This window comes from Mesorhizobium carmichaelinearum (assembly GCF_900199455.1).
GTDB lineage: Bacteria > Pseudomonadota > Alphaproteobacteria > Rhizobiales > Rhizobiaceae > Mesorhizobium > Mesorhizobium carmichaelinearum.
Window position 1 is genome coordinate 1 of record NZ_FZQR01000031.1, and the last position, 24,894, is coordinate 24,894.

Annotated in this window: 21 protein-coding genes and 4 pseudogenes; 19 read left to right on the plus strand and 6 right to left on the minus strand. The window is 57.0% G+C overall.

Going from position 1 to position 24,894, the window contains the following annotated elements:
* Window positions 1-164, plus strand: a 164-nt coding sequence (locus CKW40_RS35760; RefSeq protein ID WP_143748438.1) for a transposase domain-containing protein, incomplete at its 5' end; no start/stop codon positions are given.
* Entirely contained in the window at window positions 125-391 is a 267-nt protein-coding gene (locus CKW40_RS35765) for a hypothetical protein (RefSeq protein ID WP_342202962.1), read from the plus strand. The genes CKW40_RS35760 and CKW40_RS35765, both read left to right, overlap by 40 nt.
* A 29-nt stretch (window positions 392-420) precedes the next feature.
* Here CKW40_RS35765 and CKW40_RS35770 read toward each other — a convergent pair.
* The 5 genes and pseudogenes from CKW40_RS35770 to eutB all read right to left on the minus strand — a co-directional run.
* Window positions 421-1,338: pseudogene (locus CKW40_RS35770) on the minus strand (aldehyde dehydrogenase family protein); the annotation flags it as partial.
* 165 nt (window positions 1,339-1,503) lie between these two features.
* Window positions 1,504-2,905: pseudogene (locus CKW40_RS35775) on the minus strand (aspartate aminotransferase family protein).
* Window positions 2,906-3,009: 104 nt separating this feature from the next.
* A complete protein-coding gene (locus CKW40_RS35780) occupies window positions 3,010-4,356 on the minus strand; it encodes an ArgE/DapE family deacylase (RefSeq protein WP_244571412.1) in 1,347 nt (448 codons plus the stop codon).
* Between the two features lie 102 nt (window positions 4,357-4,458).
* A complete protein-coding gene (locus CKW40_RS35785; RefSeq protein ID WP_095204421.1) occupies window positions 4,459-5,448 on the minus strand; it encodes a cyclodeaminase in 990 nt (329 codons plus the stop codon).
* Window positions 5,441-6,442 carry a hydroxyectoine utilization dehydratase EutB gene (gene eutB, locus CKW40_RS35790; protein ID WP_095204422.1) on the minus strand — a complete coding sequence of 334 codons (1,002 nt, stop codon included), beginning with the start codon at window positions 6,440-6,442 and terminating at the stop codon, window positions 5,441-5,443. Before eutB ends, CKW40_RS35785 begins: the two co-directional genes overlap by 8 nt.
* A gap of 486 nt (window positions 6,443-6,928) precedes the next feature.
* Here eutB and CKW40_RS35795 point away from each other — a divergent pair, with 486 nt between their 5' ends.
* Both CKW40_RS35795 and CKW40_RS35800 read left to right on the plus strand, forming a co-directional pair.
* Entirely contained in the window at window positions 6,929-8,080 is a 1,152-nt protein-coding gene (locus CKW40_RS35795) for a M24 family metallopeptidase (protein ID WP_095204423.1), read from the plus strand.
* A gap of 381 nt (window positions 8,081-8,461) precedes the next feature.
* Window positions 8,462-9,203, plus strand: a pseudogene (locus CKW40_RS35800) (IS3 family transposase); the annotation flags it as partial.
* Here the strand turns inward: CKW40_RS35800 and CKW40_RS35805 are convergent.
* Window positions 9,200-9,412 carry a transposase gene (locus tag CKW40_RS35805; RefSeq protein WP_439331028.1) on the minus strand — a complete coding sequence of 71 codons (213 nt, stop codon included), beginning with the start codon at window positions 9,410-9,412 and terminating at the stop codon, window positions 9,200-9,202. The pseudogene CKW40_RS35800 and the gene CKW40_RS35805 sit on opposite strands and share 4 nt — an antisense overlap.
* A 370-nt stretch (window positions 9,413-9,782) precedes the next feature.
* Between CKW40_RS35805 and CKW40_RS35810 the strand changes: the two genes are divergently transcribed.
* The 15 genes and pseudogenes from CKW40_RS35810 to CKW40_RS45790 all read left to right on the plus strand — a co-directional run bounded on the left by CKW40_RS35810 (window position 9,783) and on the right by CKW40_RS45790 (window position 24,795).
* On the plus strand, window positions 9,783-10,859 hold the full coding sequence (locus CKW40_RS35810; protein WP_095204424.1) for an ABC transporter substrate-binding protein: 1,077 nt from the start codon (window positions 9,783-9,785) through the stop codon (window positions 10,857-10,859).
* A gap of 799 nt (window positions 10,860-11,658) precedes the next feature.
* Window positions 11,659-12,915 (plus strand): sarcosine oxidase subunit beta family protein, encoded by a 1,257-nt coding sequence (locus CKW40_RS35820; RefSeq protein ID WP_095204426.1) that lies wholly within the window; start codon window positions 11,659-11,661, stop codon window positions 12,913-12,915.
* 9 nt (window positions 12,916-12,924) lie between these two features.
* Complete coding sequence (locus CKW40_RS35825) at window positions 12,925-13,191, plus strand: sarcosine oxidase subunit delta (protein ID WP_095204427.1); 267 nt, start codon at window positions 12,925-12,927, stop codon at window positions 13,189-13,191.
* Entirely contained in the window at window positions 13,188-16,151 is a 2,964-nt protein-coding gene (locus CKW40_RS35830; RefSeq protein ID WP_095204428.1) for a sarcosine oxidase subunit alpha family protein, read from the plus strand. Before CKW40_RS35825 ends, CKW40_RS35830 begins: the two co-directional genes overlap by 4 nt.
* On the plus strand, window positions 16,144-16,677 hold the full coding sequence (locus CKW40_RS35835; RefSeq protein WP_179298234.1) for a sarcosine oxidase subunit gamma: 534 nt from the start codon (window positions 16,144-16,146) through the stop codon (window positions 16,675-16,677). Before CKW40_RS35830 ends, CKW40_RS35835 begins: the two co-directional genes overlap by 8 nt.
* Before the next feature lie 193 nt (window positions 16,678-16,870).
* Entirely contained in the window at window positions 16,871-17,116 is a 246-nt protein-coding gene (locus CKW40_RS43300; protein ID WP_143748439.1) for a hypothetical protein, read from the plus strand.
* Window positions 17,089-18,186, plus strand: coding sequence for an ABC transporter ATP-binding protein (locus CKW40_RS35840; RefSeq protein ID WP_095204430.1), 1,098 nt, complete (start codon window positions 17,089-17,091; stop codon window positions 18,184-18,186). Before CKW40_RS43300 ends, CKW40_RS35840 begins: the two co-directional genes overlap by 28 nt.
* Window positions 18,187-18,286: 100 nt before the next feature.
* Window positions 18,287-19,351 carry an ABC transporter substrate-binding protein gene (locus CKW40_RS35845; RefSeq protein WP_179298235.1) on the plus strand — a complete coding sequence of 355 codons (1,065 nt, stop codon included), beginning with the start codon at window positions 18,287-18,289 and terminating at the stop codon, window positions 19,349-19,351.
* 73 nt (window positions 19,352-19,424) lie between these two features.
* The gene (locus CKW40_RS35850) at window positions 19,425-20,654 is read left to right on the plus strand and encodes an ABC transporter permease (protein ID WP_095204432.1); all 1,230 of its coding nucleotides are present in this window, start codon (window positions 19,425-19,427) and stop codon (window positions 20,652-20,654) included.
* Entirely contained in the window at window positions 20,654-21,484 is an 831-nt protein-coding gene (locus tag CKW40_RS35855; protein ID WP_095204461.1) for an ABC transporter permease, read from the plus strand. The genes CKW40_RS35850 and CKW40_RS35855 overlap by 1 nt, the downstream gene beginning before the upstream one ends.
* A 109-nt stretch (window positions 21,485-21,593) precedes the next feature.
* Window positions 21,594-22,742, plus strand: coding sequence for a M24 family metallopeptidase (locus CKW40_RS35860; RefSeq protein WP_095204433.1), 1,149 nt, complete (start codon window positions 21,594-21,596; stop codon window positions 22,740-22,742).
* Window positions 22,743-22,800: 58 nt separating this feature from the next.
* Window positions 22,801-23,487, plus strand: coding sequence for a GntR family transcriptional regulator (locus tag CKW40_RS35865; protein ID WP_095204434.1), 687 nt, complete (start codon window positions 22,801-22,803; stop codon window positions 23,485-23,487).
* Window positions 23,488-23,646: 159 nt separating this feature from the next.
* The gene (locus CKW40_RS43305) at window positions 23,647-23,967 is read left to right on the plus strand and encodes a hypothetical protein (protein ID WP_143748440.1); all 321 of its coding nucleotides are present in this window, start codon (window positions 23,647-23,649) and stop codon (window positions 23,965-23,967) included.
* Window positions 23,895-24,442 (plus strand): annotated as a pseudogene (locus CKW40_RS45475) (lyase family protein). Before CKW40_RS43305 ends, CKW40_RS45475 begins: the two are co-directional and overlap by 73 nt.
* Window positions 24,439-24,795 carry a lyase family protein gene (locus tag CKW40_RS45790; RefSeq protein WP_369333061.1) on the plus strand — a complete coding sequence of 119 codons (357 nt, stop codon included), beginning with the start codon at window positions 24,439-24,441 and terminating at the stop codon, window positions 24,793-24,795. The pseudogene CKW40_RS45475 and the gene CKW40_RS45790 overlap by 4 nt, the downstream one beginning before the upstream one ends.
* Window positions 24,796-24,894 lie beyond the last annotated feature (99 nt).

Genomic DNA, 24,894 nt, shown 5'->3' on the forward strand with positions numbered 1-24,894 from the left:
CTGCAGTCATCTACGCCCTCATCGGCACCGCCAAGCTCAACAATGTCGATCCGCAAGCCTGGCTTACCGATGTGCTTCACCGCATTGCCGAGCACCCCGCCAATCGCCTCGACGAGTTGCTGCCGTGGAACTGGCGGTCCAAGCCCGCCGCAATCGCAGCCTGACAATGCACATCAACAAAATCCATTCCGTGCGAACCATCGCGCTCGTCGCCCGGGACCTCGGCGAAGATGAGGACTGGCTCGGCCAAATCGCTATCGAAATGGAACCCGAGGACGGTCTGATCTGGGTCTACGGGCCAGACCACGAAGACGGCGTCATGGCCTTCTCCGAATTCGGCATCGAAAGCCTTCAAAACCTCATCGCCATCCATCGCGACGGAAACAAATAGGTCCGTCCGCGTCCCTCACCGGATGGATACGCCTTGAGCTTGTTCGTGGCCGTTACAAAAGCATATCGGAACCGTTCATAGAGATCGGACTGCACCAGAATGCGCTGGGCACCGATGCAGTTCTGTCCTGCCGCCCAGAAGGCGCCGGAAACGCAAGACTCGACAGCCTTGTCGAAGTCGCAATCGTTCATGACGATGACAGGCGCATTGCCGCCAAGCTCCATTGCGAGCTTTTTGAGACCTGCCGATCGGCTAATCGCTTCACCCGTCGCAAAGCCACCGGTGAATGACACCATGCGGACCTCACGCGCAGTGACCAGCGCCTTGCCGAGATCGGTACCGCCCACTGTGATCGTAATGATTTCTTCCGGCAGGCCTGCTTCTCTGAGGGCTTTGACAAGATGAATAGCCGACAGGGGCGTCAGCTCTGATGGCTTTAGCAAAACCGCGTTGCCACCGGCTATGGCGGGCCCCAGCTTGTGTGCGACCAAGTTCAGCGGATCGTTGTAAGGCGTAATGGCGGTAATGATACCGAGCGGCTCACGGGTGAACCAGCCTTGGCGTTGTTCCGATCCGACGTAAGCGTCGAACGGCACGATCTCACCGGCATTGCGTTTCGCCTCTTCCGCGGAAAGCTTCAGCGTGTTGACACAGCGCAGCACTTCCTTCCGGGCCTGAACGATTGTTTTGCCGGCCTCACGAACGATGGTCTCCGCAAACTCTGTGGCTCGGCTTTCGACAAGCCTAGCAGCCCCTTCCAGAATGCTCGCCCGTTTGTGCCGCGGCAAGCTGCGGGACAGCTCGGCGCCAACCCGCGCCGTTGCAATAAGCGCATCGATTTCGCCGGCGTCCGTGGAGCCGACCGTCCCGACCAGCAAACCGTCATAGGCGCTGTGAACCGAAATAGACGACGGGCTCTTGCTCACATCAAGTTTGGCAGCGGTCATAGGCCAGCTTTCCCTTTTCCTGAAGATGCGGTCCTGCGCGATGGACGAGTTTTCTCGGTCAGGCAGAGTTAATCTCCTGCCCGTTCGTGGCTTCTGAATTCAAAGTATGATGCAATGCTGCGGCTGGCCGGCACCACGGCCGGCCAGTGTCGCTCACTATGCTGGTTAAATCTTCTGACCGTCGCGAACCAGTTCATCCATGACGGAGCGAACAGCCTTTTCGGCGATGGAAACGATCTCGTCGATCTCGTCCCTCGTCGTGACAAGCGGCGGAGCGAAGCCAAGGATGTCCCCGTGTGGCATGGCACGCGCGATCAGACCGCGGTCTCGAGCGGCCTTGGAGACGCGGGCGCCGACCTTCAGCGAAGGATCGAAGCGCGTCTTGCTCGCGGTCGCCGACGAACTCAATCGCGCCCATCAGGCCGACGCCACGCACTTCACCGACGATCGGCAGCTGGGCGAACTTCTCCTTAAGCTGTGCCTGGAAATAGGCGCCGACCTCGCGGGCATTGCCCGGCAGGTCTTCCTTCTCGACGATATCAAGCACGGCATTGGCGGCAGCCGCGCCGATCGGATGGCCAGAATAGGTGTAGCCATGCGAGAAGGCACCTACACGATCGGCACCCTCTTCCAGCACCTTGTAAACCTTCTCGCCGACGATCGAAGCTGAAAGCGGGAAATAGGCGGACGTCAGGCCCTTGGCCACAGTGATCAGGTCGGGCTCGATGCCATAGTGCTGCGAGCCGAACATCGAACCGGTGCGGCCGAAGCCGGTGATCACTTCATCAGCAATCAGCAGGACGTCGTGCTTCTTCAGCACCTTCTGGATCGCTTCCCAGTAGTCCTCCGGCGGCGGCGTGATGCCACCGGTACCCAGCACCGGCTCGGCGATGAAGGCGCCGACATTGTCGGGGCCGAGTTCTTCAATCATCTGGTCGAGTTCGCTAGCGCGGCGGGCGGAGAATTCACGTTCTGTCTCGCCAGGGTTTGCACCCCAGTAGTGATGCGGTACGCCGGCATGAACCACCAGCGGCAGCGGCAGGTCCATGTGATCATGATAGAAGCTCATGCCCGTCATGGAGCCGGAGACGACGCTGCAGCCATGATAGCCGCGTTCGCGCGAGATGATTTTCTTCTTCGTCGGCTTGCCGCGCAGATTGTTGTAGTACCAGACGAGCTTTGCCTGGGTCTCGTTGGCGTCCGAGCCGGACATGCCGTAGAACACCTTGCTCATCTTGCCCGGCGCCATCTTCACCAGGCGGTCAGACAGGATTGCGAGCTCGTCTGTCGTATGCGCCGCGTAGGAGTGGTAATAGGCCAGGCGATAAGCCTGGCGCGAGATCGCTTCAGCCACCTCGGCGCGGCCATAGCCGACGTTGACGCAATAAAGGCCGGCAAAGCCATCGATGAGTTGGTTGCCATGAGCGTCCTGAATGCGAATGCCCTTGCCGGTTTCGATGATGGTCGGCTCGCCGAGCTTGCCGGTGGCAAAGTCCCTCAGCTGCGTGAAAGGGTGAAGGACGGCATTGCGGTCTTTCTCGCTGATGTCCTGGATATTTATTGTCATTTCAAGTTCCTCCGGTGCGGGCTAGCCGCGAAACAAACCTGCGTTGGACGCCGGTTCAGACGGTAGCCTTGAGGTTAATCGGAATTGGATAACTGCTGTTGCGATTACGCCTGCTCGGCCCGAGCCTGCACTCCACACCAGGCCGCCGCAAAAAGAGCGATCGCTTTGGTGACCCGCATCATTGACGAGAGGCTTACGCGCTCATCAACGGCGTGAATGTTTTCTGCAACTGGTCCGTACACGAGACTGGTCATGCCACCATGCAAGGCGAATACTGCGGCGTCGAGATAGCAAGGCATAACGAAGCGTTCGAGTTCGCTTTCAGAAGGGTCCGCAAGGATATGTGCTGCCGAAAGAACGCCCTCCGCTTCGCTTCCGGGAGACAGAACAAATCCGCCCTGCTTGACACCGACCCATTCGATCTCTGGCTCTGGGCAGCCCTTGAGGAGCGGGTCACTGAGGGAAGCGTCTTTCAGAAAGGTCTCAAGACTTGCCGCACGTGTCTCTGCCTTATCTCCGGGGTAGAAGCCGATGCGACCCTCAAAGCGGCACTCGCTTGGCACCGAGGCGAGCCATTCGCCGCCCGCTATCGTGCCAATCGTCAGAGCTATCGGATTGCCGACATCGGCGAACTCTGGTCGCGCAACGGGGCGCTCTGCCATCCATTGCTGTTCGAGCCGACGCAAATGTTCCATCGTTCGTGTTGCGATGTCGATCGCACTCCTTCCAGAGGCCACCTCCAACGGGTGTGCGGGCACGCCCTGAACTGTAATGGCAAACTTGATGACGCCGGTGTTGGCGCTGACCACTTTCTCACCGGTCGGTTCAGGTATGAGAACAGCATCGGCGCGGAAGCCCTTTGCGAGGACCATCGCCGCGCCGTTTCCGGTGGTTTCTTCTTCAACGACTGACTGAAACTGGACCGGCGCGGTCAAATCGAGACCGGCCGCTGCTACGGCGTCGAGAGCAAATAAGTTCGCTACAAGGCCGGCTTTCATGTCACCCGCGCCACGGCCGTACAGCCAATCATCCTCGCGGGTGGCCGAGAAAGGTTCGTACTTCCAACGCGAGCTTGTGCCGACTGGTACGACGTCCACATGTGCGTTCAGTGCCAAAGACCTGCCGCCGTTCCGTTGTGGGTTCTTCGAGCCGACCACGATAGTGGAGTTGCTGAGATCAAATTTGGTCGGCGAAAAAGCGGGGTCCTTCCCGATGAGCGTGGGATCGATCGCAAAGCTTCGTACGTCATAGCCACGATTTGCGAGCGCATTGGAGACGATCTTCTGAACTCCCGCTTCATTGCCCCGAAGCGAGTGGGCGCGAACCACTTCCTGCAAAAACTCGACCTGATCATCGAAGCGCTCTTCAACTGCCTTCATAATGCGCTCGATTTGAGATTTGCTGAGTACTGCCTCGACAGCGGGATACCGCAAAGATCTGGGTTCACTCACGATTGCTCTCCTGAATTTCTGATGGGTCGTATGACTGCCCTGTGCGAAGCCCGAAGCCGATATTTGCCATCCGTAGCGCCGTCTCCACTTCTGCGACTGTGACTAGTTCGAAATGATGGTGCCGGCATCGAGGCGAAGTACACGGTCGAATGCGAAGGCCGCGATCGCGGTGTCCTGGACTCCCATTCCGGTGAGATCGCACACCGTGATGTCGTGATCCGATCCACGCCCCGGCTGCTGACCAGCGATGACCTGGCCGAGCTCAGGAAAATCGGCACCGAACTTTACCGTTCCTGCGGCGATCGCGGGCCTCAGTTCACCCTGACGCCGGCATTGCGCCAAACTGTCGCAAATGTAACGGCTGACAGTGGGGATCACGTCTGTCGCAAGCTCCGTCTTGTAATCGGCATCGGATCCCATGGCAGTGATATGCTGACCGGGTCTCAGTTGCGCTGCATGGATCAAAGGAATTCTTGAAGGTGTGGTGGTGACGATAATGTCGCCTGCGGCCATCACCTCGTCGATGGTGCCGGTCCGCACCTCGATATCCAGGCTTTGCTGGCACTCGTCGGCGCATTGCCGCGCCTTGGTGGGGTCACGCCCCCAAATCACGGCTCGCTTGATATCGCGGACAAGTGCGAGGGCCTCCAATTGAAGGCGAGCTTGTCTTCCGCTGCCTAGAATGCCCGCGACATGGGAGTCAGACCTAGACAGCCATTTGGCGGCGACCGCTCCAGCGGCTGCCGTGCGGATGTCGGTCAAATAGCCGTTATCGAGGTGAATTGCCTGGACCATGCCGGTACGAGCGGCAAACAGTACCATCAGCCCGCTCACACTTTGTAATCCAAGTTTCGGATTGTCGAAGTAGCCAGGGCTCATCTTGATCGCAAAACTCTCGATTCCAGGCACGTATGCGGTCTTGACGTCGACTTCTCCGTTATGTTCGGCAACATGGAGACTGAGGATGGGAGGCATTACAACGTTGCGTGTCGCAAGAAGTTTGAAGGCATTCTCGACACATTCCACGGCGTCGGAGTCAAGCTCTACGACTCGCCGCAATTCGGCCTCAGTGAGAATCTTGACATCAGGCATTTCGTAGACCTCCCGGCACACGCGAGTCCTCTTCGAGCTCGCGGTTGATAAGCTCGTTGTGAAGCGTCATGTCGAGATTGCAGCCAGTGACTAGAGAGACGCAGATACCAGGATTATTGATTTTGCCTGCGAGAAGAGCGGCGATGCCGACACTTCCCGATCCTTCGATAACTTGCTTCTCCGACCAGTAAGAGTGACGAACCGCCTTGGCGATTTCGTTCTCTGTGACCGTGATCAACTCGTCCGCGAGATCGCGCACCATGTCGAAGGTGTATCGATTGTCTAGCCCTATGCCGCCACTCAGCGCATCGGCGAGGGTCGGCAACTCCTTCACCAAGATTGGCTTGCCCGCGCGCTGGCTCTCGATCATGGCAGCGCCGCGCTCCATCGAGACGCCAACGACACGGATCGACGGATTCGCGGACTTCAGCGCAAGCGCAACACCGGCTAACAGACCGCCACCAGACAGGGGGATAAGGATCGTTTCGATCTCAGGACAATCTTCAAGAACCTCCAGAGCTAAGGTTCCCTGACCGGCTATGATGTCAGGATGGTCAAAAGGAGGGAGCATGATCATACCCACCTCCTCGACAAGCCGGTCGACTTCAACCTGCGCATCGTCCTGAGAGAGGCCGATAATAACCACTTCGGCGCCGTGGGATTGAATGCCTTCGATCTTGTTACGAGGCACAAGTTCAGACATACAGATAGTGCATCGAACGCTGGCCTGTTTTGCCGCATAAGCCAGTCCGCGTCCGTGATTGCCAGTGGAAACGCCCACCACGCCGCGGGTACGCTCAGCATCACTCAGTCTCAGTATGGCGTTCGTCGCCCCGCGCAGCTTGAAGCTTCCGGTGGTCTGTAGATGCTCCAGTTTCAGGTGAATTATTCCTCCAGCTACATTTGATAATGACGGTGAAACGACCAACGGAGTTCGTCTCACTCGTCCATCTATCCGTCTGCGTGCTCGATATATATCCTGAAGCGAGATCATATTCGTGCAGAATCCAGTGCGCGTTCGTTCGGTTTGGTTGGTCTCGAACGGATGCCCAAGCCAACTCCCGGGAACGTGATGGCTTCTTTTGCCTAGAAGTCCACCCGACGATAAAGCCTCTATAAAGGCTGTATATAGCTTGTGTTGTCCATGGTCAAGTCGCCGGAAGCAACAGCTTTACGCGCCGGCGTTGGCGCGCCGGAAGGGACAGAATAAGCGCCGCACTTCGGCGTTGAGCGAGAACAATGGCGTCACGCGTAGGCCGATTCGCCACTCGCCCCAGGTGATCCCCACTGGACCGGGAGAGCTTCGTCTAGTGGCCAAAAGAGCGAGTCGTGGGTGCCTCAATAGGGAAGAAAAGAAGCCCATCGGGCAAGCCCTACGGCAAGTAGTATTCGATTGTTTTGGCTGTATATAGCTTGTGTTGCGGCAGGATTGCGCTTATGTTCTGCCTGTCCATCCCTCATAAACCATGGCAATCAAATCATGATGCGAGCCAATCTCATCCCGCAATCGGAATTCGATGGACGGATGCACAAGATTAAAGAGGCACTCTCCCAACTTGGAATGCACGCTGGGATCATAACGAGTGCGGAAAATATCTTTTATCTGACTGGATTGGATCACCAGGGTTACTTCGGACCCCATGCCCTCGCCATCCTGCCAGACGACGTGGTGCTATTTGCCCGAGCACACGAACACAGCACCGTAAATCGCCAGGTGGCGAACGCCCGTTTTGTAGGATATTCTGATACCTCTTCGCCTGGCGCCCTCATTGCAGATTACCTAAAAAGTCTTGGTGTTGGACGTGCGACGATAGGCATTCAGGGCGAAAGTCTCGGATTTCCGCCTGCGTTCGACGCTGCCCTTCGTGCCGGACTGGGGGACGCGCGGTGGTCCGACATATCGGGTCTCGTCGAGCGCTTCCGCCTTGTGAAGTCGGACAATGAAGTCTTCGCTATTCGGAAAGCCGCCGCAGTCGCCGACGCCATCATGGAGACCGCGCTTTCAGTCGCGAAAGTGGGTACCAGCGAGCAGGTTATCGCAGCCGAGGTCCACAAGCGGATGTTTGAGGTCGGCGGCGACTATGTTGGCTTCGGTCCGTTTATCAGATCCGGTGATCGACTTCCTTATGAACACGAGGTGTGGACCGATCGCCTGATTGGTGAGGGCGAACAGCTCATGTTGGAAATGGCCGGATGCGTCGGTCGTTACCATGCGCCGCTAGGAAGACTGGCCTTCGCCGGGAAGGTGCCTGCGGGAACTCAAGAATTGGCGGAAATCTGTATTTCAGCACAGAACCGTGTCCTTGAGGCTATGCGCCCAGGCGCGACAGGTCGCGAGGTCTACAATGCTTGGCAATCGGTCGTTGACGAGGCTGGATTGGGGCATTATCGCCGGCACCATTGCGGTTACGCCGTTGGTGTCAGCTTCCCCCCGACCTGGACGGGCGGGATTGGAGTGGTCAGCATGCACCCCGAGAGCGACATGGTACTGGAACGCAATATGGTGTTCCACCAGTTGTCGTGGCTACTTGGATGTGGTCGGGGAGATTACTTTGTCTCAGACACGGTGTTGGTAGGTGAAAACCGAGGAGAGCGCCTAACCACTGCTCCACGTGATGTTGTTGTATTTTGATGGGGAAAAGTCAGCCAAGAGCGGCTGACTTTCTTACATCCAGGGCAGGGCTGGCTGACATCTGCCGAGCGTCCCGAAATCCTGACACTGTCCAGCCGACTCGGTCTGAGCTGGGCTGTCATTTTCGTAGATGCAATGTCCCCGGTTCAGGGCCGCGCCCTTCGCTTCCTTCCCTATTTGACCGATGTTTCGTCGGTACCTTCGTAGCGCCGAGACAAAGTGCGTTCGTCCTGGTGCTCTGAGACCGAAGTTTGGAGCGCCGGGAGCTGGAGTTTTCCGGCTGCGATCACGGTAACGGGCTGGCAGCGTCACCGGGATTTTGCAGTGCGATCGGGACGTTGTATCCGATCGCACTGTGAGGACGAACCTCGGTTGTAGACCTCGACCTACCATTACAAATCTCGCCGCACCGGGCAGGCCGCGCTCGAACGGCGGATTCGGGAGATTTGCGAGACGCGGGTCCGCTACGGCTACCGTCGCGTCCATGTGTTGTTGCGCCGGGAGGGATGGATCGTCAACATGAAGAAGACACGCAGGATTTACAACGAGTTGGGCCTTCAGCTCAGGAACAAGCATCCCAAGCGAAGAGTGAAGGCGAAGGTCAGGAAGGACCGCCAAGAAGCTGTCGGACCGAACGATGTCTGGGCTATGGATTTTGTTCATGACCAGCTCGCGACGGGCAAGAAGCTGCGCATCCTGACCATCGTCGACACCCATTCGCGCTATTGTCCGGCGACCGATCCGCGCTTCACGTATCGCGGCGAGGATGTGGTTCAGACCCTCGAACGCGTATACGGCCAGATTGGCTACCCGAAGACGATTAGGGTCGACAATGGCAGCGAGTTTATCTCGCGGGATCTCGATCTGTGGGCTTACGGTCGAACGTTAGCGCCTTGCCCGCCTGATCGATGCCAACGACGTCACGCTCGACTTCTCACGGCCGGGAAAGCCCACCGACAACGGCTATAGCGAGGCCTTCAATAGCAAGCTCAGGGCTGAATGCTTAAACGCGCACTGGTTCCTGACACTTGCAGATTCCCGTGAAAAGCTGGAGGATAGGCGTCTATACTCCCCAATCCGCCAGCATCCCGTCGACCAGCTTGCGCTTCCAAGCAGGCCTTAGATTTTTCGGCGGATAATGTCCTGCAGTATCTCGCGATCGAGCGTCAGGTCGGCAACGATCTTCTTCCGGCGCCCATTCTCATCTTCCAGCGCCTTGAGCCGACGCATCTCATCGGGCAGCAAGCCAGCATACTTCTTACGCCAGTTGAAATACGTCGGCTGGCTGATCCCGGCCTTGCGGCAGATCTCCGCCATGGTCACACCGTTCATCGCCCTGCTTCAAAACGAACGCCTTCTGCGCGTCCGAAAACTTCGATGCTTTCATTGTCTTCCGCTCCTTCTCCCAGCCAGGAAAATACAGCGAAAAACTCTAACCAAAAACGATCCAGTTATCGGGGATCAGAGCACTGGCGGGAGGCGAGCACAAGAACGCGATCAGCCACGTCGATGTCGACCGGTAGCCGGTTATGCGGACGCAGACTTAATCGCGAGCAGGTGCAAAATCTTCTTCTTGACTTGCGGGTGCAAAAGCTGCATTTTAGCTGCATATAGGTCGTGTGCTGCTAAATCTGGGAGTGCAGCAACGGCGGCAGTGCCATAGAAGCACGGAATCTTGAACGGAAACAAAAGGGGAACCAAAATGCCAGAATTTTCAAGAAGAAGTCTGATCCAAACCGGCGTTCTCGGTGGTGCGGCGCTTGCGGTTTCACATCTGACGGATCAATTTGTCAGCACCGCCCACGCCGCAGACTCGCTTTCCGTCGTGGAGTGGGGCCCGCCCTTCATTGACCATACAAAGGCGCTTGCAGCGGAATGGGGCAAGGCTTCCATCGAGTGGACGCTCCATGCAGGTGGAGCGGCAGCTATACTGCCAAAGATCAAGGCTGCATGGCCCAATCCACCTTACGACGTCGTCGATAATTGGAGTCCCGTCTTTCAATCAATGATCCGTGAAGATTGGGCGGAAACCGTCACGCTTGAAGACTGCCCGAACCTGGCGGATGTTCCTACAGAGCTCATCCCGAAGGACGCGAAAGGCAACTGGAAGGCGGTTCCCCGGGGCTCGAGCGGTCTGTTCTTCACCTATGTCCCTGAAACATGCCCCGTCGATATAAAATCGATCGAGGATTTGCTGAATCCGAAGCTGAAGGGGCAGATCCTATGGCCAAATCCGACCTTGAATAGCAATCTACAAGTCGTATCGTTGGCGATGGCCCGGGGAGGAGATCAGTTCAACATGGAACCGGGCTGGGCATTCCTCAAGGAGTTGGCAAAGTCTGGCAACATCGGACGTGTCTCGGCGACGACCTCAGATATGATCACGGCGATGGATTCCGGAGAAGCAACGGTAACATTCATCGACCAGGGCACATTCGCCTCAATCAAAGGAGTTAAGGCTGTTCCGCTGACCAAGACAAACAAGGATTTGAAGACTTTCCTTTTCGTGTCAGGCTGGGCGATTCTAAAGAGTTCGAAAAACAAGAAACTCGCGTTCGACTTCGCAAACTACTTGATTAGCAAGGCCGCCAGCGAGCGTTATGGCAAGGATGTAGGCGAAGTTCCTGTCAATAGGAAAGCGGAACAAACCAACGAATATCTTCGCTTCTCCCCAGACGAACTCAAAAAATTTGTTGTCGTGCCAGACTGGGATCATCTCGGTAAGGAGCTCGATGGCTGGAACAAGCGCTGGGAGAAAGACATCGTTCAGCTTCTGTGAGGCCGCGCCATCAGGATCTAAAGCCAACGTCGGGCGCCCCTCGCGCCCGACTTTAACTTCCGTGTTTGCGACGGAAGCTGCTGCTGAAGAAATTTGGTAGAGCAGCTAAATTGGAACGGTCGGCTAGGAAGCCGCGTGATCGGCCGCGACAACGGGTGCTATAGCGGTGGTCGCGTTCGGAGAGTGCGAAGCGTACTCGCACGCATAATCCCTCATTTGGGGTTTGCGACGCTCAATTCAGCCTTGGGAAAAAATTTTCTAGAGCACTTGCGCTGTTTCTCGACGAGCGATGAAGCATGCCCATAAATCGCTTTGAAAGCATAGCGGTGGCCTCCAAATGGGAAGAGTTCGTTTTCGCGAGCTCTGCCAGGAGAAATTCCTTCAGGAAGCGGACACTTCCGATCGTGCTGAGCAGACCGCTCGGCTTCGACAGCCGGTATCTCTCCATCGAAAGGTAAAGTCCGCTCATTTTGCCTGTCGCAAGTGTGCGAGTAGAACCGAATCCGTTTCCGTCGTTAAGTGACCAAATCGGGGAGAAACGGATTTATTTGCGGGCTCTCAGTTCAACGATCTCTGTGTTGACAAAGCGTTGGCAATGCTGCATCGTACCTGTATATAGGTTGTGCACCACTAACGTTAGCCATCCAGTTTGATCATTTCGCGGCGGCGAATTGAGAATTTGAACCGTGCACGAGGAGCAGCCGGTTCGCACCGGAGCGCCCCGCGACACTCAGCATCCCGGGCCCGGTCCACGCCAATACTCGAACGGATGTGAAGTCTTAACTTAACGAGGGAGCATATGAGCCACTATTCAGCCCTTTCAATATTGGGCCATGGTCTTACTGGCAACCGGTACTGGTCGCGAGCCTGGCGCGATCCAGCGCCAAAGCCAAGCTATGACGTGGTGATCGTAGGCGCCGGCGGTCACGGTCTTGCGACGGCTTACTATTTGGCTAAGGAGCACGGGATCCGCAACGTCGCTGTTCTTGAAAAAGGCTGGCTGGGGGGTGGGAATACGGGTCGAAACACCACCATCGTACGCTCAAACTATATGATCCCCGGTAATTCGGCCTTTTATGACCGGTCGATGCGGATGTGGGACAATCTCAGTCAAGACTTGAACTACAATGTCATGCTTTCGCGGCGCGGCTACTACTATGTCTTCCATTCCCCCGGTCAGGCGGAAGGACTTCGGCGCCGCGCCAATGTGATGCTAGGCAACGGCATTAAGGCTGAATTCTTCGACCGCGCCCAAATAATGAAGCGGCTGCCCTTCCTCGACTACTCACCCACGGCGCGGTTCCCGATATTCGGGGCATTTCTTCAGCCTCGTGCGGGTACGGCCCGTCACGACGCTGTCGCATGGGGGTACGCGCGTGGCGCAGACAAACAGGGCGTCGACATCATTCAGCAGTGCGAGGTAACGAACTATATTTGGGACAACCAGAAGATCGTTGGCGTCGAGACGACGCGCGGCCCGATCCGCGCGAAAAAAGTCGTTTTGGCCGTTGCCGGTCATACCAGCCATTTGGCGGCAAAAGCCGGGCTGCGTCTGCCGATCGAAACCCACGTTCTGCAAGCCTTCGTCACAGAGCCGCTGAAGCCGCTTGTCGACAATGTAATTGTCTATGGCGGGGCGCATTTCTACATCAGTCAGTCCGACAAGGGTGGTTTGGTATTGGGCGGTGATCTTGACGGGTTCAACTCTTACGCGCAGCGCGGCGGGCTTCCCATCGTAGAACACACGCTCCAAAGCGCCAAAGCCCTCATCCCCTCGATCTCGCGTTTACGGCTGCTGCGCCAATGGGCCGGGGTCATGGATATGACCATGGACGGTTCGCCGATCATTGGCAAGATGCCGGTCGAAGGGCTCTGGTTAACCGGGGGTTGGAATTACGGCGGCTTCAAAGCGACACCGGCCTCCGGCTACTGTCTCGCATGGACGATCGCCAAGGGCGAGCCGCATCCCGACAGCGCCGCGTTCACCCTGGAACGCTTCGAACGTGGCTACCAAATTGACGAGTTTGGCGCTGGTCCATATCCGAAAGCTCAATGAGGGTTCATCATGTTGAGAATACCTTGCCCTGTCTGCGGCTTGCGAGACGAAACCGAGTTTAGCTACGGCGCCGATGCGACCGTGCGGCTCCCAGATATGAATGAAGCCGATCCGAAGGTATGGCACGACTACGTGTTTATCCGCGACAATCCGCGAGGACCGCACAAGGAGTATTGGCATCATGTGAGCGGTTGCAGGCAGTGGATCGTCGTCCACCGAGACACCCTCACGCACGAGATTTTCGGTTCAGCTTTGGCCCGTGAGGTGGCAGCATGACGGCGCGGCGTCTCGAAACTGGCGGGCGGATCGACCGCTCGCGTGAGCTTACCGTTAAATTCGACGGTAAGTCTCTGCCGGCACATCCTGGCGACACCCTGGCATCCGCTTTGCTGGCCGGTGGTCAGCAGATGGTTGGACGCAGCTTCAAATACCACCGGCCGCGCGGCGTTGTGGCAGCTGGCGTCGAAGAGCCGAACGCCCTGGTGCATCTTCGCAGTGGTGATCGCCATGAACCGAATGCACAGGCAACGATGGTGGAAGCTTTCGACGGTCTGACGTCGACCCCGCAGAACGTCTGGCCAAGTCTCCAATTCGATGTAGGAGCTGTCAACGGCCTGTTATCGCGCTTTCTCGGCGCGGGCTTCTACTACAAGACGTTCATCGGGCCCTTTAGCGGCACGAAGTACTGGATGTTCTGCGAGCGTTTCATCCGCAGGGCTGCCGGCATGGGTCGGGCGCCGACTCTTCCTGACCCTGATCACTATGAGAAGATCAATGCTTTCTGCGATGTTCTAATAGTCGGTGCGGGTCCCGCCGGCATCTCGGCCGCGCTTGCAGCCGGCCGCAAGGGCGATAATGTCTTCTTGGTCGAGCAGGACCGCGACCTCGGCGGATCGCTTCTCAGTGAACCGCTCGGCGCACCTTCCGATGCATGGCTTGCTCAGGCACGTGCTGAGCTGGACGGCCTTCCTAACGTTCGGGTTCTGACGCGAACGACCGCGTTCGGTGCCTATGACTGCGAAGTATTCGGCCTCTTGGAGCGCGTCCAGGACCATGTGCTTGCACCTGAGGAGGGAAAACCGCGGCAGCGTTATTGGGTCGTACGGGCAAAACGGGCTGTCCTGGCTACGGGCGCGATCGAACGGCCCATGGTTTTCGCCGGAAACGACGTGCCCGGAGTGATGCTCACATCCGCTGTTCGCAGTTATCTCAACCGGTATGCGGTTCTTGCCGGTGAGCGGATTGTCATTTCAACGAACAATGATAGCGCGTACCCGGCTGCCATCGAATTTGCAAAGGCTGGGGCCAGGGTAACGATCTGCGACCTGCGAGCGGAAGCGCCGACGCAATTCGTCGACAGCGCAAAAAAAGCCGGCATCGACCTGCGACCTGGTCATGCGGTCCTCAAAGTGTCTGGCGGCAAAGGCGTGAAGGCTGCGCACGTCGTGCGCATCGGTCCGGGCGGTAAAATAAAGGGCAACGCTACGCGCATTGCCTGCGATCTCGTGACCGGCTCCGGCGGCTGGGCTCCGGCGCTGCACCTTTGGAGCCAGCGCTTTGGAAAGCCACAATTCAACGAGGAGCTGGACGCGTTTCTTCCACCTGCGGAAAAAGGGACCTTCAGCTGCGTTGGATCGCTCATCGGCTCTCCGTCGCTCAGGGATACGCTGTCGCAGGGCCATGAAGCTGGTGGGGCCGTCGGGAAGGAACCCGCGCTTTTTGGCCACGCTGATCACTGGGGCCGCAACCTTGTGCCGCTGACAGTCATCGCCAAGGTGAATGGCCGCACCCCAGGTAAGGCGTTCGTGGATTTCCAGCACGACGTCAAGCTAGCCGATATTGATCAGGCCCATCTCGAGGGCTACATCTCGGTCGAACATCTCAAGCGCTATACCACCTCTGGCATGGCAGCCGACCAAGGCAAGACTTCGAACCTCAATGCGCTCGCCCGCATGGCCGAACTTCGCGGGCTCCCCATCCCCTCCGTTGGCACGACGACCTTCCGCCCACCGTATACCCCGGTGACGATTGGCGCCGTTGTTGGCCATGACCATGGGCTCAATTTTCGTCCGACCAGGCTTACGACCATACATGGTTGGCATCAAGACAACGGTGCCGTCATGATCGAGACAGGAGCCTGGCTACGGCCCTGGTACTACCCGGCCAAGCGTGAAGACATCAACGACGCATATATTCGCGAAGCCGCCCACGTGCGTGAGCATGTCGGCATCGTCGATGTCTCTACACTGGGTAAAATTGCGGTGCAGGGACCCGACGCCGCGGAATTCCTCAATCGCATCTACGTCAATGGCTTCAAGACACTTCCGATTGGAAGATTGCGCTATGGCATCATGCTGCGCGAGGACGGCTTCGTGTTTGATGACGGCGCGACAACACGTCTGGGCGATCATGATTATTTCATGACGACTACAACTGCGAACGCCGCGAATGTCCTGGCAAGAGCTGAATACCTGCTTCAAACCGCATGGCGCAATCTCAATGTGCATGTCACGTCGGTATCAGATCAGTGGTGTGCGATCGCAATCGCCGGTCCGAAGTCGCGGGCTCTTCTGACCGCCCTTACAGGTGCAGAGCTGAGCAACGAGGCACTGCCGAACAATCACTTTGCGAATGTCACCATTGCTGGGGTGTCTTGCCGCCTGCATCGCATGAGCTTCTCGGGTGAACTCGCCTACGAGCTTTACATTCCAGCCAAACGTGGCCGCCAAATCTGGGAAGCTCTTATGGCAGCCGGGGAGCCATTTAATCTCAAGCCCTACGGTCTCGAGGCAATGGGCGCGCTTCGTATCGAGAAGGGCCACATAACGGGCTCAGAAATCGAAGGGCGCACAACCCTGAAGGATCTGGGCCTGGAAGGCTTTGCTTCGAGCAAGAAGCCATTCATCGGCTCCGTCCTCCGAAAGCGTCCGGTGCTTGAAGATCCCGCTCGACCGTCGTTGGTGGGGCTGGAAATCGTCGGAGATACGAGCACGCGGGCGGGCTCCCTTCTGTACGCACTGAGTGCTCCCACCAAGGGCCACGGAGAGGGTTGGGTGTCGTCCGTAACCTACTCTCCGGCGCTGAAAAAGAACATCGCCATGGCGCTCCTGTCACGTGGCCCCGAGCGCCATGGCGAGACGATCCAGGTGGTCGATTTTGTCGGTGGCCAATCGTGGCTGGCAAAGGTCGTCTCGCATCATTTCTTCGATCCGGAGGGAAAACGTCAGAATGGCTGAAAAATACCAGCTGCCGGTGCGCGGCACGACAACCGATGGCCTTGCTGTGACAATCAGTGAAGTCGAACTAGGCAACCTCACGCAACTCGCCGGTTGGGAAAGTTTCGACAAGCTCGCCGACGACGTTTTGCGAAAGCAAGCGCTATCGCTGCCTGGCGACTGCCGGTCATCGTTTCGCCGCGGACTGACGACGGTCTGGCGCGTTGCGCCCGATCGGGTTCTCGTGCGCTCCGACACGGCATTGAGCTTTGGAGCAGTTGAGCCACTTGTCGCACTCGAACTGTCAGATTCACGCGTCTGCCTGCGGCTGAATGGCCCGGGTGCCTCGAGCCTGCTCAGCCGCGTGGTGGCACTCGATTTGTCAGACACAGGTTTTCCCGTGGGCACGTTCGCACAAACTGCTATCCACCACGTCAGTGTGCTTGTTGATAGGATTGGAGGCGACGAATTCGACATTCTCATACCGACGACCTTCGGTGTCTCGCTGTCCGGTTTTCTTGGTGAGCATCTCAAGGCGGCCGCATGAACCTTGGGCGCGGCAGGGCTTTGGTCCGGGTTTTGCCGCGCGGTGAGAGGACCATTCTCACCTCAGGGTGTGACCGGAGAGTTGCGAGTTCGAGCGAGCATCGACAGCTTGTATCCAAGACGGTCGACGCCGCGCGATCGAAAACGCTGTCGTCACTTTCGAATATGGCAACTAACGTGAGGTGGATAGCTAGATGGCGCTATTTGTGCGCAAATCGCGGGTTAAGACCCGCGGCTGGAATCCCTTGGGCCTCAACCCCAGAACAGCAGATGGTATCTCAAAAAACACTTGTACACAAGATGGTGAAGTGATAAACACAGAACAATGGCGGACTGCCATGCGTTTTGCAGCCGCTCAAGAAAACAAAAACGAAACAGACCCAACCGTAGTGTTGGCTCGTTGGGGAACCGCATGCCCGACCACGCTCATGATCCGCTGATTCAATTTCGGAAGGTCAATAAGACCTACGACGGAAAGACCTTTGTGGTCCGGGACTTGTCCCTCGACATCTACAAGGGCGAGTTCCTTGCTTTGCTCGGCCCGTCCGGTTCCGGAAAGAGTACGACCCTCGGCATGCTTGCGGGCTTCGAGCATCCATCCAGCGGTAGCATCACTTTGGGCGGGAAATCGCTGCAGGACACGCCAACCCACAAGCGTAAGTTCGGCATGGTTTTTCAGAACTATTCCCTTTTTCCTCACATGACCGTGATGGAGAACATCATTTTCCCGCTTCGAATGCAGGGTATGTCGCGAAAAGATGCCTATAAACTCGGGCAAACCGCGCTCGAAATGGTCGATCTCCGCGACCCCGAGATGGGGAAAAGAAAGCCCGACCAGCTTTCGGGAGGCCAACAGCAGCGTATTGCGCTCGCCCGTGCGCTGGTGTTCGAACCAGTCGTCATTCTCTTCGATGAACCCCTCGGCGCCCTCGACAAGAGACTGCGTGAGCAAATGCAGCTTGAATTGCGCCAGATCCATAAGCGCCTTGGCGTCACTATGATCTTTGTCACACACGATCAGAGTGAGGCACTGACGATGGCGGACCGCGTTGCCGTGTTCAACGAGGGCCGGATCCAGCAAATCGCCTCGCCCATGCAGCTCTACGACGAGCCGGAGACCGCTTTCGTTGCTTCATTCGTCGGTGAGAACAACAAGATCAGGGGCAAGGTGATTCATGCGCAAGCAGACGCCTGCAATGTGGAACTGGTCGATGGTTCGCGCGGCGAAGGAATAAGTCCTAACCGTCTTGCGCCCGATACGAATGTCCTCGTGGTTGTTCGTCCGGAACGCGTCGTCGTCGCTCCGGCGGACGGTTACGGCAATAGACACCCAGCCCGCGTGAACGAAGTCATCGAACTGGGTGATCAGACCAGGCTCCGGCTGGATGTGGCGGGAAACGATGAGTTTCTCGTCAAGATTCCAAGAACACGGGGCGCTCCGGAATTTCAAATCGGTCAGAGCTTAGTCATTGGATGGAGATCGCAGGACTGTCGAGTCCTGCGAGCATAGTCATAGGCTGTCAACCTTCCAGCGGGCTTCGTCAAGGTCGCTCGATGGATTCATGCGCCCGGCTGTCGGCGTTCAACACAAGAAAGAAAAGGGGAAGTGCATGCGTAGTATCTCAATGAAACTGTACTCGGCTCTCGCTCTCGCTAGCTTGCTGGCCGGATCTGCTGTCACCGCAAAAGCCGAGGACCTCACCATCGCGACATATGGCGGGACCTTCGAGGAGGCCCTGAGAAAAGAGGTTTATGAGCCTTTTACGAAGGAGACAGGGATCAATGTGCTTGCGGATGCTTTCTCCGGAGATGTTGGAAAAATCCGCGCAATGGCGACCACCGGAACATACAACTGGCAGCTCGCCGAGAGCGAGTCGGTGATCGCGGCAATCGGCTGTCAGCAGGATTTCCTTGAGCGCTTCGATCTCAGCCGGCTCAAGCTGACGAAAGACGACTTCGTTTCCGGCAGCCTGATCGATTGCGGCATTCCCGATGTCATCTACTCTGTCAATTTCGCCTACGATTCAAACCAGGTCCCCGAACCTGGTCCTAAAACCTGGGCCGATTTTTGGAATGTGGAAAAATGGCCTGGAAAACGCGCCATGCGAAAGTCTCCCAATGGGACCCTCGAGTTTGCGCTACTGGCTGACGGCGTGCCGATGGACAAGGTCTACGAAGTTCTGGCAACGCCGGAGGGCGTCGACCGTGCATTCGCAAGCCTGTCGAAGCTTAAGCCGAACATCGTATGGTGGGAGACCGGTGCCCAGTCTGTTCAACTTCTCGCGGATAAAGAGGTTGCGATGACGGTTGGCTGGAATGGCCGACTGTACAGTGCAGCGCACGGTGAGGGGCAAAAACAGATCAAGACGGTGTGGAACCAGTTCCGCTGGGAGACATCGATGTGGATCATGCCGAAGGGGGCCCCGAACGTCGATAGCGCCTACAAGTTCCTGCAGTACGCAACCAAGCCAGAACTTATCTCTGAGGTGTCGAAACGAGTCGCCAATGGCCCTGCGGTTGTGGCGGCAGGAAAGCTCATTCCGGGCGAGCTCAATTCGGAACTTCCGACCAGCGCGCAGAACTTGAAGAACGGTTTCCCCATGGACGTGCAGTTCTGGGTGGACCATCAGGAAGATCTTACAGAGCGCTTCAATAACTGGGTCGCTCAACAATAAGTCTGACATCGCAGGACGCCGGCCCGCTCTTACTGGACAGGATCAGCTTGGAATTCAACGGAGCATTTGAGTGATGATCGCTGCCAAAGCCTTATCCGATGGCCTGGAAGAGTCGGCCGCCCTCAATTATCGCCGTGAATTGACGATGAAAGAGATGCGTCGAGGTGTACTCGTCGCACCTCTCTTCATCTACCTCACGGCTATTTTCGTGGTTCCCATCGTCTTGATGTTAATAAGAAGTGTCGAAGACCCGGAAGTCTCCAGGGCGCTTCCCAACACCGCAACTCTTATCCAAGCGTGGGACGGCGAGGGGCTGCCAAGCGCCCAGGTATTTGCCGCTCTCGCGGCCGACGTCAAACAGGCCGCCCTCGACAGAACACTTGGTCAGGCCGGAAATCGATTGAACTATGCGATCCCCGGCTTTCAATCTCTTCTGATGAAAACCGGTCAGAAAATATCCGATGCGCCGGCGGTCGATGCCACGGACGCACTTGTCCAGATTGATCAACGATGGAAAGACGCTCGCTATTGGCTTGCGCTTCGCGACGCATCCAGCAAATACTCACTGTTCTACTTCAGAACCGCACTGGGATTCTCCACCAGCGAACCTGCCACGGAGGGGCGTGGCCTTTACCTCGACGTGTTGGTCAGGACTTTGTGGATGACGCTCGTGGTCACTTCAGCCTGCGTGGTTCTGGGTTATCCGCTGTCCTATTTTCTCGCGAATGCGCCCGAGCGCTTACGCAACAGGCTCATCCTTTTTGTCCTGCTTCCATTCTGGACGTCGCTGTTGGTCCGCACAACCGCCTGGTTTGTGCTTCTGCAAAAACACGGGCTGATTAACGACACGGGGATGTTCCTTGGTCTTTGGTCGCAGCCGCTGGAACTCATCTATAACCGGTTTGCCGTTTATGTTGCCATGACGCACGTCATGCTGCCCTTCATGGTACTTCCGCTTTATAGTGTCATGTTGAAGATTCCAAAAACATACCTGAACGCGGCGGCGACTCTTGGCGCTCACCCTGTACGCACCTTCTGGGAGGTTTACCTTCCGCTAAGCGTTCCGGGTTTGAGCGCTGGCGTATTGTTGGTGTTTATCATCACCCTCGGGTTCTACATCACGCCCGCTCTTCTTGGTGGGCCCGCCGATCAGATGTTGAGCTATTACATCGCGCAAAATGCCAGCAACTTCGGCAATTGGGGCCTTGCTGCCGCCCTGAGTGTGCTGCTGCTGGCGGTGGTCGGAGCAGTCATACTTTTGTTCGGTAGACTTGGAGCAACCGCCACCACGCGGGAGGCATGATGGGCTTGACCAAACGAAATCCCAGCTTTCCCAAGTTGGCACTCGGTGTCTTCAGCACGATGACATTGGCGTTCCTCATTCTGCCGATCATCGTCATCATACCGCTTTCCTTCAACTCGGCGCCCTATTTCACCTATCCGATGCCGGGATTCTCATGGCGGTGGTATGCGGAGATTTTCGGGGACTCGTCAGCCTCAGTCATGTGGCAAAGAGGAATCCTGAATAGTTTCATCGTTGGCATCTCGTCGACCTTCGTAGCGACGACACTGGGAACACTGGCGGCCTTGGGCCTGAGCCAGAGCACGTGGCGATACAGGAACCTGGTCTATGCTGTTCTTGTATCACCGCTTGTGGTGCCGGCAATCGTGTCTGGGCTTGGGCTCTTCTATGTCTTCGCGAAATTGAAACTCGTGGGGACCTTCTGGAGTCTGATTTTGGCTCACGCGGCGCTCGGGGCTCCATTTGTTGTGATAACCGTGTCCGCCACACTGAAGGGCTTCAACCAAACACTCCTGCGTGCAGCAGAGGTCCACGGCGCGTCGCCGGCGCGCGCCTTCTATGAGGTGACGCTGCCACTGATTTTGCCTGGCGTGGTCTCCGGTGCAATCTTTGCCTTTGTCTGGTCGTGGGACGAGATCGTCGTGACGCTATTCCTGGCGACACCGCCGCAACATACGGTTCCCATCCGGATGTGGAGTGGGGTGAGGGAAAGTTTCAACCCGACAATAACAGCGGTGGCCACCCTCCTGATCGCGATGGCGATCATCTTGATGTTGGTGGTGGACCAATTGAACCAGCGTAATGCTCGCTTCAACAGCGCGTCGCGGTAAGCCGCCGCAAGAACTTCGGTGCCGCCATCAATAGCGGCGAAACGCTTCATGATGCCATCAGAGATAGCATCAAAGCGGTAGGTCACTCCACGTTAGAAAGGAATCGAAGATGGATCAGATCTTTAGTCAAGCCCGAGCTGAGCGCGGGCATCGCCTTGATAGGGTAAGGGAGACGTGCCGTCAGCGCGGCATCGATGTCGCGATCTTCACCAGCCCCGAAAACATCTACTATCTCGCAGGGCTCGATTACGAAGGCTATTTTTGCCTGCATGCCCTATTGGTGCCCGTCGAAGGTAAGCCCGTTCTCTTTGGAAGGAAGATCGAGGCGCCTACCATCTTGAGGCAAGCGGTCGACGTCGAGTATGTTCCTTATCTGGACAACGATGACGTTCCGGCGGCGATCTCTTCGACGCTCACAGCAATTGCGGGACCGGAAGCTCGAATTGCGCTGCAAAGGAACAGTGCTTGGAACGTCGCCATTGACGCGTCGCTACGCAGCGCGCTCACGCAGGCTGAGTTCCTCGATTCGTCTGGGATTGTAGAGGCAATGCGCCTTGTAAAGTCTTCTTTTGAGATTGAGCAGATGAAGCGCGCGGCGGCCATTTCTGATGTGATGGTGTCGACCGGAATTCGGACTGCGGGTAGTGACGTTGCAGAAAACATCGTTGCCGCCGAAGTCTATCGTGCAATGATTGCCGCAGGGGGCCAGTCGCCCGGCTTTCCGCCATTTATTCGTTCAGTTGACAGAATATGCGAGCCCCACACGTCGTGGACCTCCCGAACGCTCAAAATAGGGGATTCATTTCTCCTCGAGCTTTCCGCATGCATTGATCGTTACCATGCCCCGATGGCACGGACCGGATACATTGGCGCGGCGCCCGAAGCGGCCAAGAAGCTTGCAAAGATCGCCAATGAGGCTCACGTGAAGGCACTGAACGCTCTGAAGCCAGGCGTGGCGGCCTCGCAGGTACATGCTGCCTGGCATTCACACTTGGTCACTTCCGGCGTTTCTCCTCGGCTCGAACACTGCGGCTATACCGTCGGCATTTCGTTCCCTCCCACATGGACGGGTGGACCGGGGATCAACAGCCTGCATGGGGCCAGCACTCTGGAACTGCAGGAGGGGATGACATTCCACCTGTTGACCTGGATCCACGATAATGATGGCAGCGACAACTTCCTTTCCGATTGTGTGGTAGTGGAAAAGTCTGGCGGGGCCTTTTTGACGAACACCACCCGCGAATTAGCTGAGGTCTGAAGTCGCGGTCGCCAGACCTGAACTGGCTTCCTCAACCGTGTGTAGGACTACAAAGGCGATGAACATTCAAGAGACTGATCAGTCTTTTAGTTCGGTGTCCACAATATACGAGGCGCTGCGTACTCGTATTGCACTTCTAGAGTATTCGCCGGGAACCAGATTATCGGAGAATACGCTGGCTGCTGAATTTGGTGTCAGTCGAACGCCTTTGCGCAAGGTCCTTCAACGCCTTGAGTTCGAGCATCTGTTAGTTCGCTCACAAGGTTCCTACACCACAGTGACGGAAGTTGACGTGAAAATGCTCAGCCAGATCTATGAAGTACGGATGGTTCTGGCTGAGAACCTTTACAGGTTCATTGATCTGCCGATCCACGAGTGGACTATAACTTGTCTCGAACGATTGGCCGAGGAAACGAAACAGTTGCAGTCGACGCATGACATCCATTTGCTCGGTCGCATCCACCGGGATGTGGAAGAAGCGCTTGCCGGAGCGATTTCGAATGTAAGGGCGCGAGAAATCACAGAGAACCTTTATTTCGAGATTGGCCGGATTTGGCTCAGTTGCGTGCCGAAGCTTGATTGGAATGAAGAAGTTGAACTGCTCTCGTCGGAAGTTCGTGAACTGATTACCGCACTGCAGCGCGGGGATTTGCGGGGCTTCGGCTTTCGCAGGCGAAACCAGGCAGCAATGGCGCTCGACCGTATCAGCAAGGTCATCTCGCGCGATGAGGCGCGGAATGAATGAAATCAGCCGACGGCTTCCACGTGCCGCTGCGGCACCAACGGCGTTTGATGCGGACGCGGCAGAGGTCTGTTGAGCATGCCACGAGGCGATCAAAGCAGCTGGCGATGTAAGCAAAAATTTGAGCGGTAGCGGCGGTCAGCCCCTAACGCGGAGGATGGCATGTCTGTCGACCATCGGATTGAAACTGACCCCTTAGGCCCTGTCAATGTACGGTCGGATCGCTACTACGGCGCGCAGACCGCCAGAGCGATCGACAATTTTCCGATTTCTGGCATAACCATCAACCGGATGCCACATGTCGTCGAAGCGCTCGCACGCGTGAAGATGGCTGCAGCTCAAGCAAATTATGACGAAGGCTTGCTCGCCGATGTAAGCGCGACGCGATTGTCTCGGCTTGCCACGAGGTACTGGCTGGTAAACACGATGGCGAGTTACTCGTCGATGTGGTTCAGGGCGGCGCGGGCACCTCCACGAACATGAATATGAATGAAGTCTTGGCCAACCGCGCCAGTGAATTGCTCGGCGGCGTGCGAGGGGAGGGGCGTCTCGTTCACCCCAATGACGACGTCAACCGGTAACAGTCAACAAACGACGCCTATGCCACTGCCGTGCGACTATCGGTTATTCCGGCGAGCCGTAGTCTGCGAGAGGCGCTTGTCGTGCTCGCAACCGCTCTCAACAACAGGGCCAACGACTTCGCCGGGATCAAAAAACTCGGGCGAACACAGTTGCAAGACGCCGTCTCCATGACGCTCGGGCAAGATTCGCAGCGTTCGCAACGACTGTCTTGGAAGACTGCGAGCGCCTCACGGAAACACAACGGCTGTTCCTGGAGGTGAATCTCGGCGGGACTGCTATCGGAACAGGCATTGCTGCCACACCGGCTTACCGTGCGCGTGTGCTTGAGCATCTGTCCCGATATACGGGGCTGCCTGTAGTCGGCTCAAAGACTTGATAGACGCGAGCTGGGATATGGGCGCATTCATGTTTCACATGGGCCTTCTCAAAAGGGTCGCTGCCAAGCTCTCTAAGATCGCAAACGATTTTCGGCTGCTATCAAGCGGTCCGCACGGCGGTATCGGTGAAATCGTCCTTCCGGCACTCCAACCTGGCTCGTCGCTTATGCCGGGAAAAATCACTGAACCAGGTTTGTTTCTATGTCTACGGTTTGGAAACCACTGTTGGCATGGCGGCCGAAGCCGGACAGCTCCAGCTAAATGCCATGGAGCCGGTGATTATCTTAAGCATGCATTAAGCGATGCGACTCCTTCGCAATGCCGTTTTGACGTTCACCAGAACCTGCGTTGAGGACGTGCAAGCCATTCTTGACTGGTGCGAAGGCAGCACGGCTTTCGCAACTCGTTCCCACCATGGGCTATACAGCAGCCGCCGCGCTGGTTAAGGCGC

What these genes read in the sequence shown, in the direction of transcription:
- CKW40_RS35795 (WP_095204423.1), top strand. Translation starts at nt 6,929, where the DNA reads ATGATGCGAGCCAATCTCATCCCGCAATCGGAATTCGATGGACGGATG.
- CKW40_RS43300 (WP_143748439.1), top strand. Translation starts at nt 16,871, where the DNA reads ATGGCGCTATTTGTGCGCAAATCGCGGGTTAAGACCCGCGGCTGGAAT.
- CKW40_RS35810 (WP_095204424.1), top strand. Translation starts at nt 9,783, where the DNA reads ATGCCAGAATTTTCAAGAAGAAGTCTGATCCAAACCGGCGTTCTCGGT.
- CKW40_RS35825 (WP_095204427.1), top strand. Translation starts at nt 12,925, where the DNA reads ATGTTGAGAATACCTTGCCCTGTCTGCGGCTTGCGAGACGAAACCGAG.
- CKW40_RS35830 (WP_095204428.1), top strand. Translation starts at nt 13,188, where the DNA reads ATGACGGCGCGGCGTCTCGAAACTGGCGGGCGGATCGACCGCTCGCGT.
- CKW40_RS35845 (WP_179298235.1), top strand. Translation starts at nt 18,287, where the DNA reads ATGCGTAGTATCTCAATGAAACTGTACTCGGCTCTCGCTCTCGCTAGC.
- CKW40_RS43305 (WP_143748440.1), top strand. Translation starts at nt 23,647, where the DNA reads ATGTCTGTCGACCATCGGATTGAAACTGACCCCTTAGGCCCTGTCAAT.
- CKW40_RS35850 (WP_095204432.1), top strand. Translation starts at nt 19,425, where the DNA reads ATGATCGCTGCCAAAGCCTTATCCGATGGCCTGGAAGAGTCGGCCGCC.
- CKW40_RS35785 (WP_095204421.1), bottom strand. Translation starts at nt 5,448, where the DNA reads ATGCCTGATGTCAAGATTCTCACTGAGGCCGAATTGCGGCGAGTCGTA.
- eutB (WP_095204422.1), bottom strand. Translation starts at nt 6,442, where the DNA reads ATGATCTCGCTTCAGGATATATATCGAGCACGCAGACGGATAGATGGA.
- CKW40_RS35860 (WP_095204433.1), top strand. Translation starts at nt 21,594, where the DNA reads ATGGATCAGATCTTTAGTCAAGCCCGAGCTGAGCGCGGGCATCGCCTT.
- CKW40_RS35835 (WP_179298234.1), top strand. Translation starts at nt 16,144, where the DNA reads ATGGCTGAAAAATACCAGCTGCCGGTGCGCGGCACGACAACCGATGGC.
- CKW40_RS35865 (WP_095204434.1), top strand. Translation starts at nt 22,801, where the DNA reads ATGAACATTCAAGAGACTGATCAGTCTTTTAGTTCGGTGTCCACAATA.
- CKW40_RS35840 (WP_095204430.1), top strand. Translation starts at nt 17,089, where the DNA reads ATGCCCGACCACGCTCATGATCCGCTGATTCAATTTCGGAAGGTCAAT.
- CKW40_RS35855 (WP_095204461.1), top strand. Translation starts at nt 20,654, where the DNA reads ATGGGCTTGACCAAACGAAATCCCAGCTTTCCCAAGTTGGCACTCGGT.
- CKW40_RS35805 (WP_439331028.1), bottom strand. Translation starts at nt 9,412, where the DNA reads ATGAACGGTGTGACCATGGCGGAGATCTGCCGCAAGGCCGGGATCAGC.
- CKW40_RS35820 (WP_095204426.1), top strand. Translation starts at nt 11,659, where the DNA reads ATGAGCCACTATTCAGCCCTTTCAATATTGGGCCATGGTCTTACTGGC.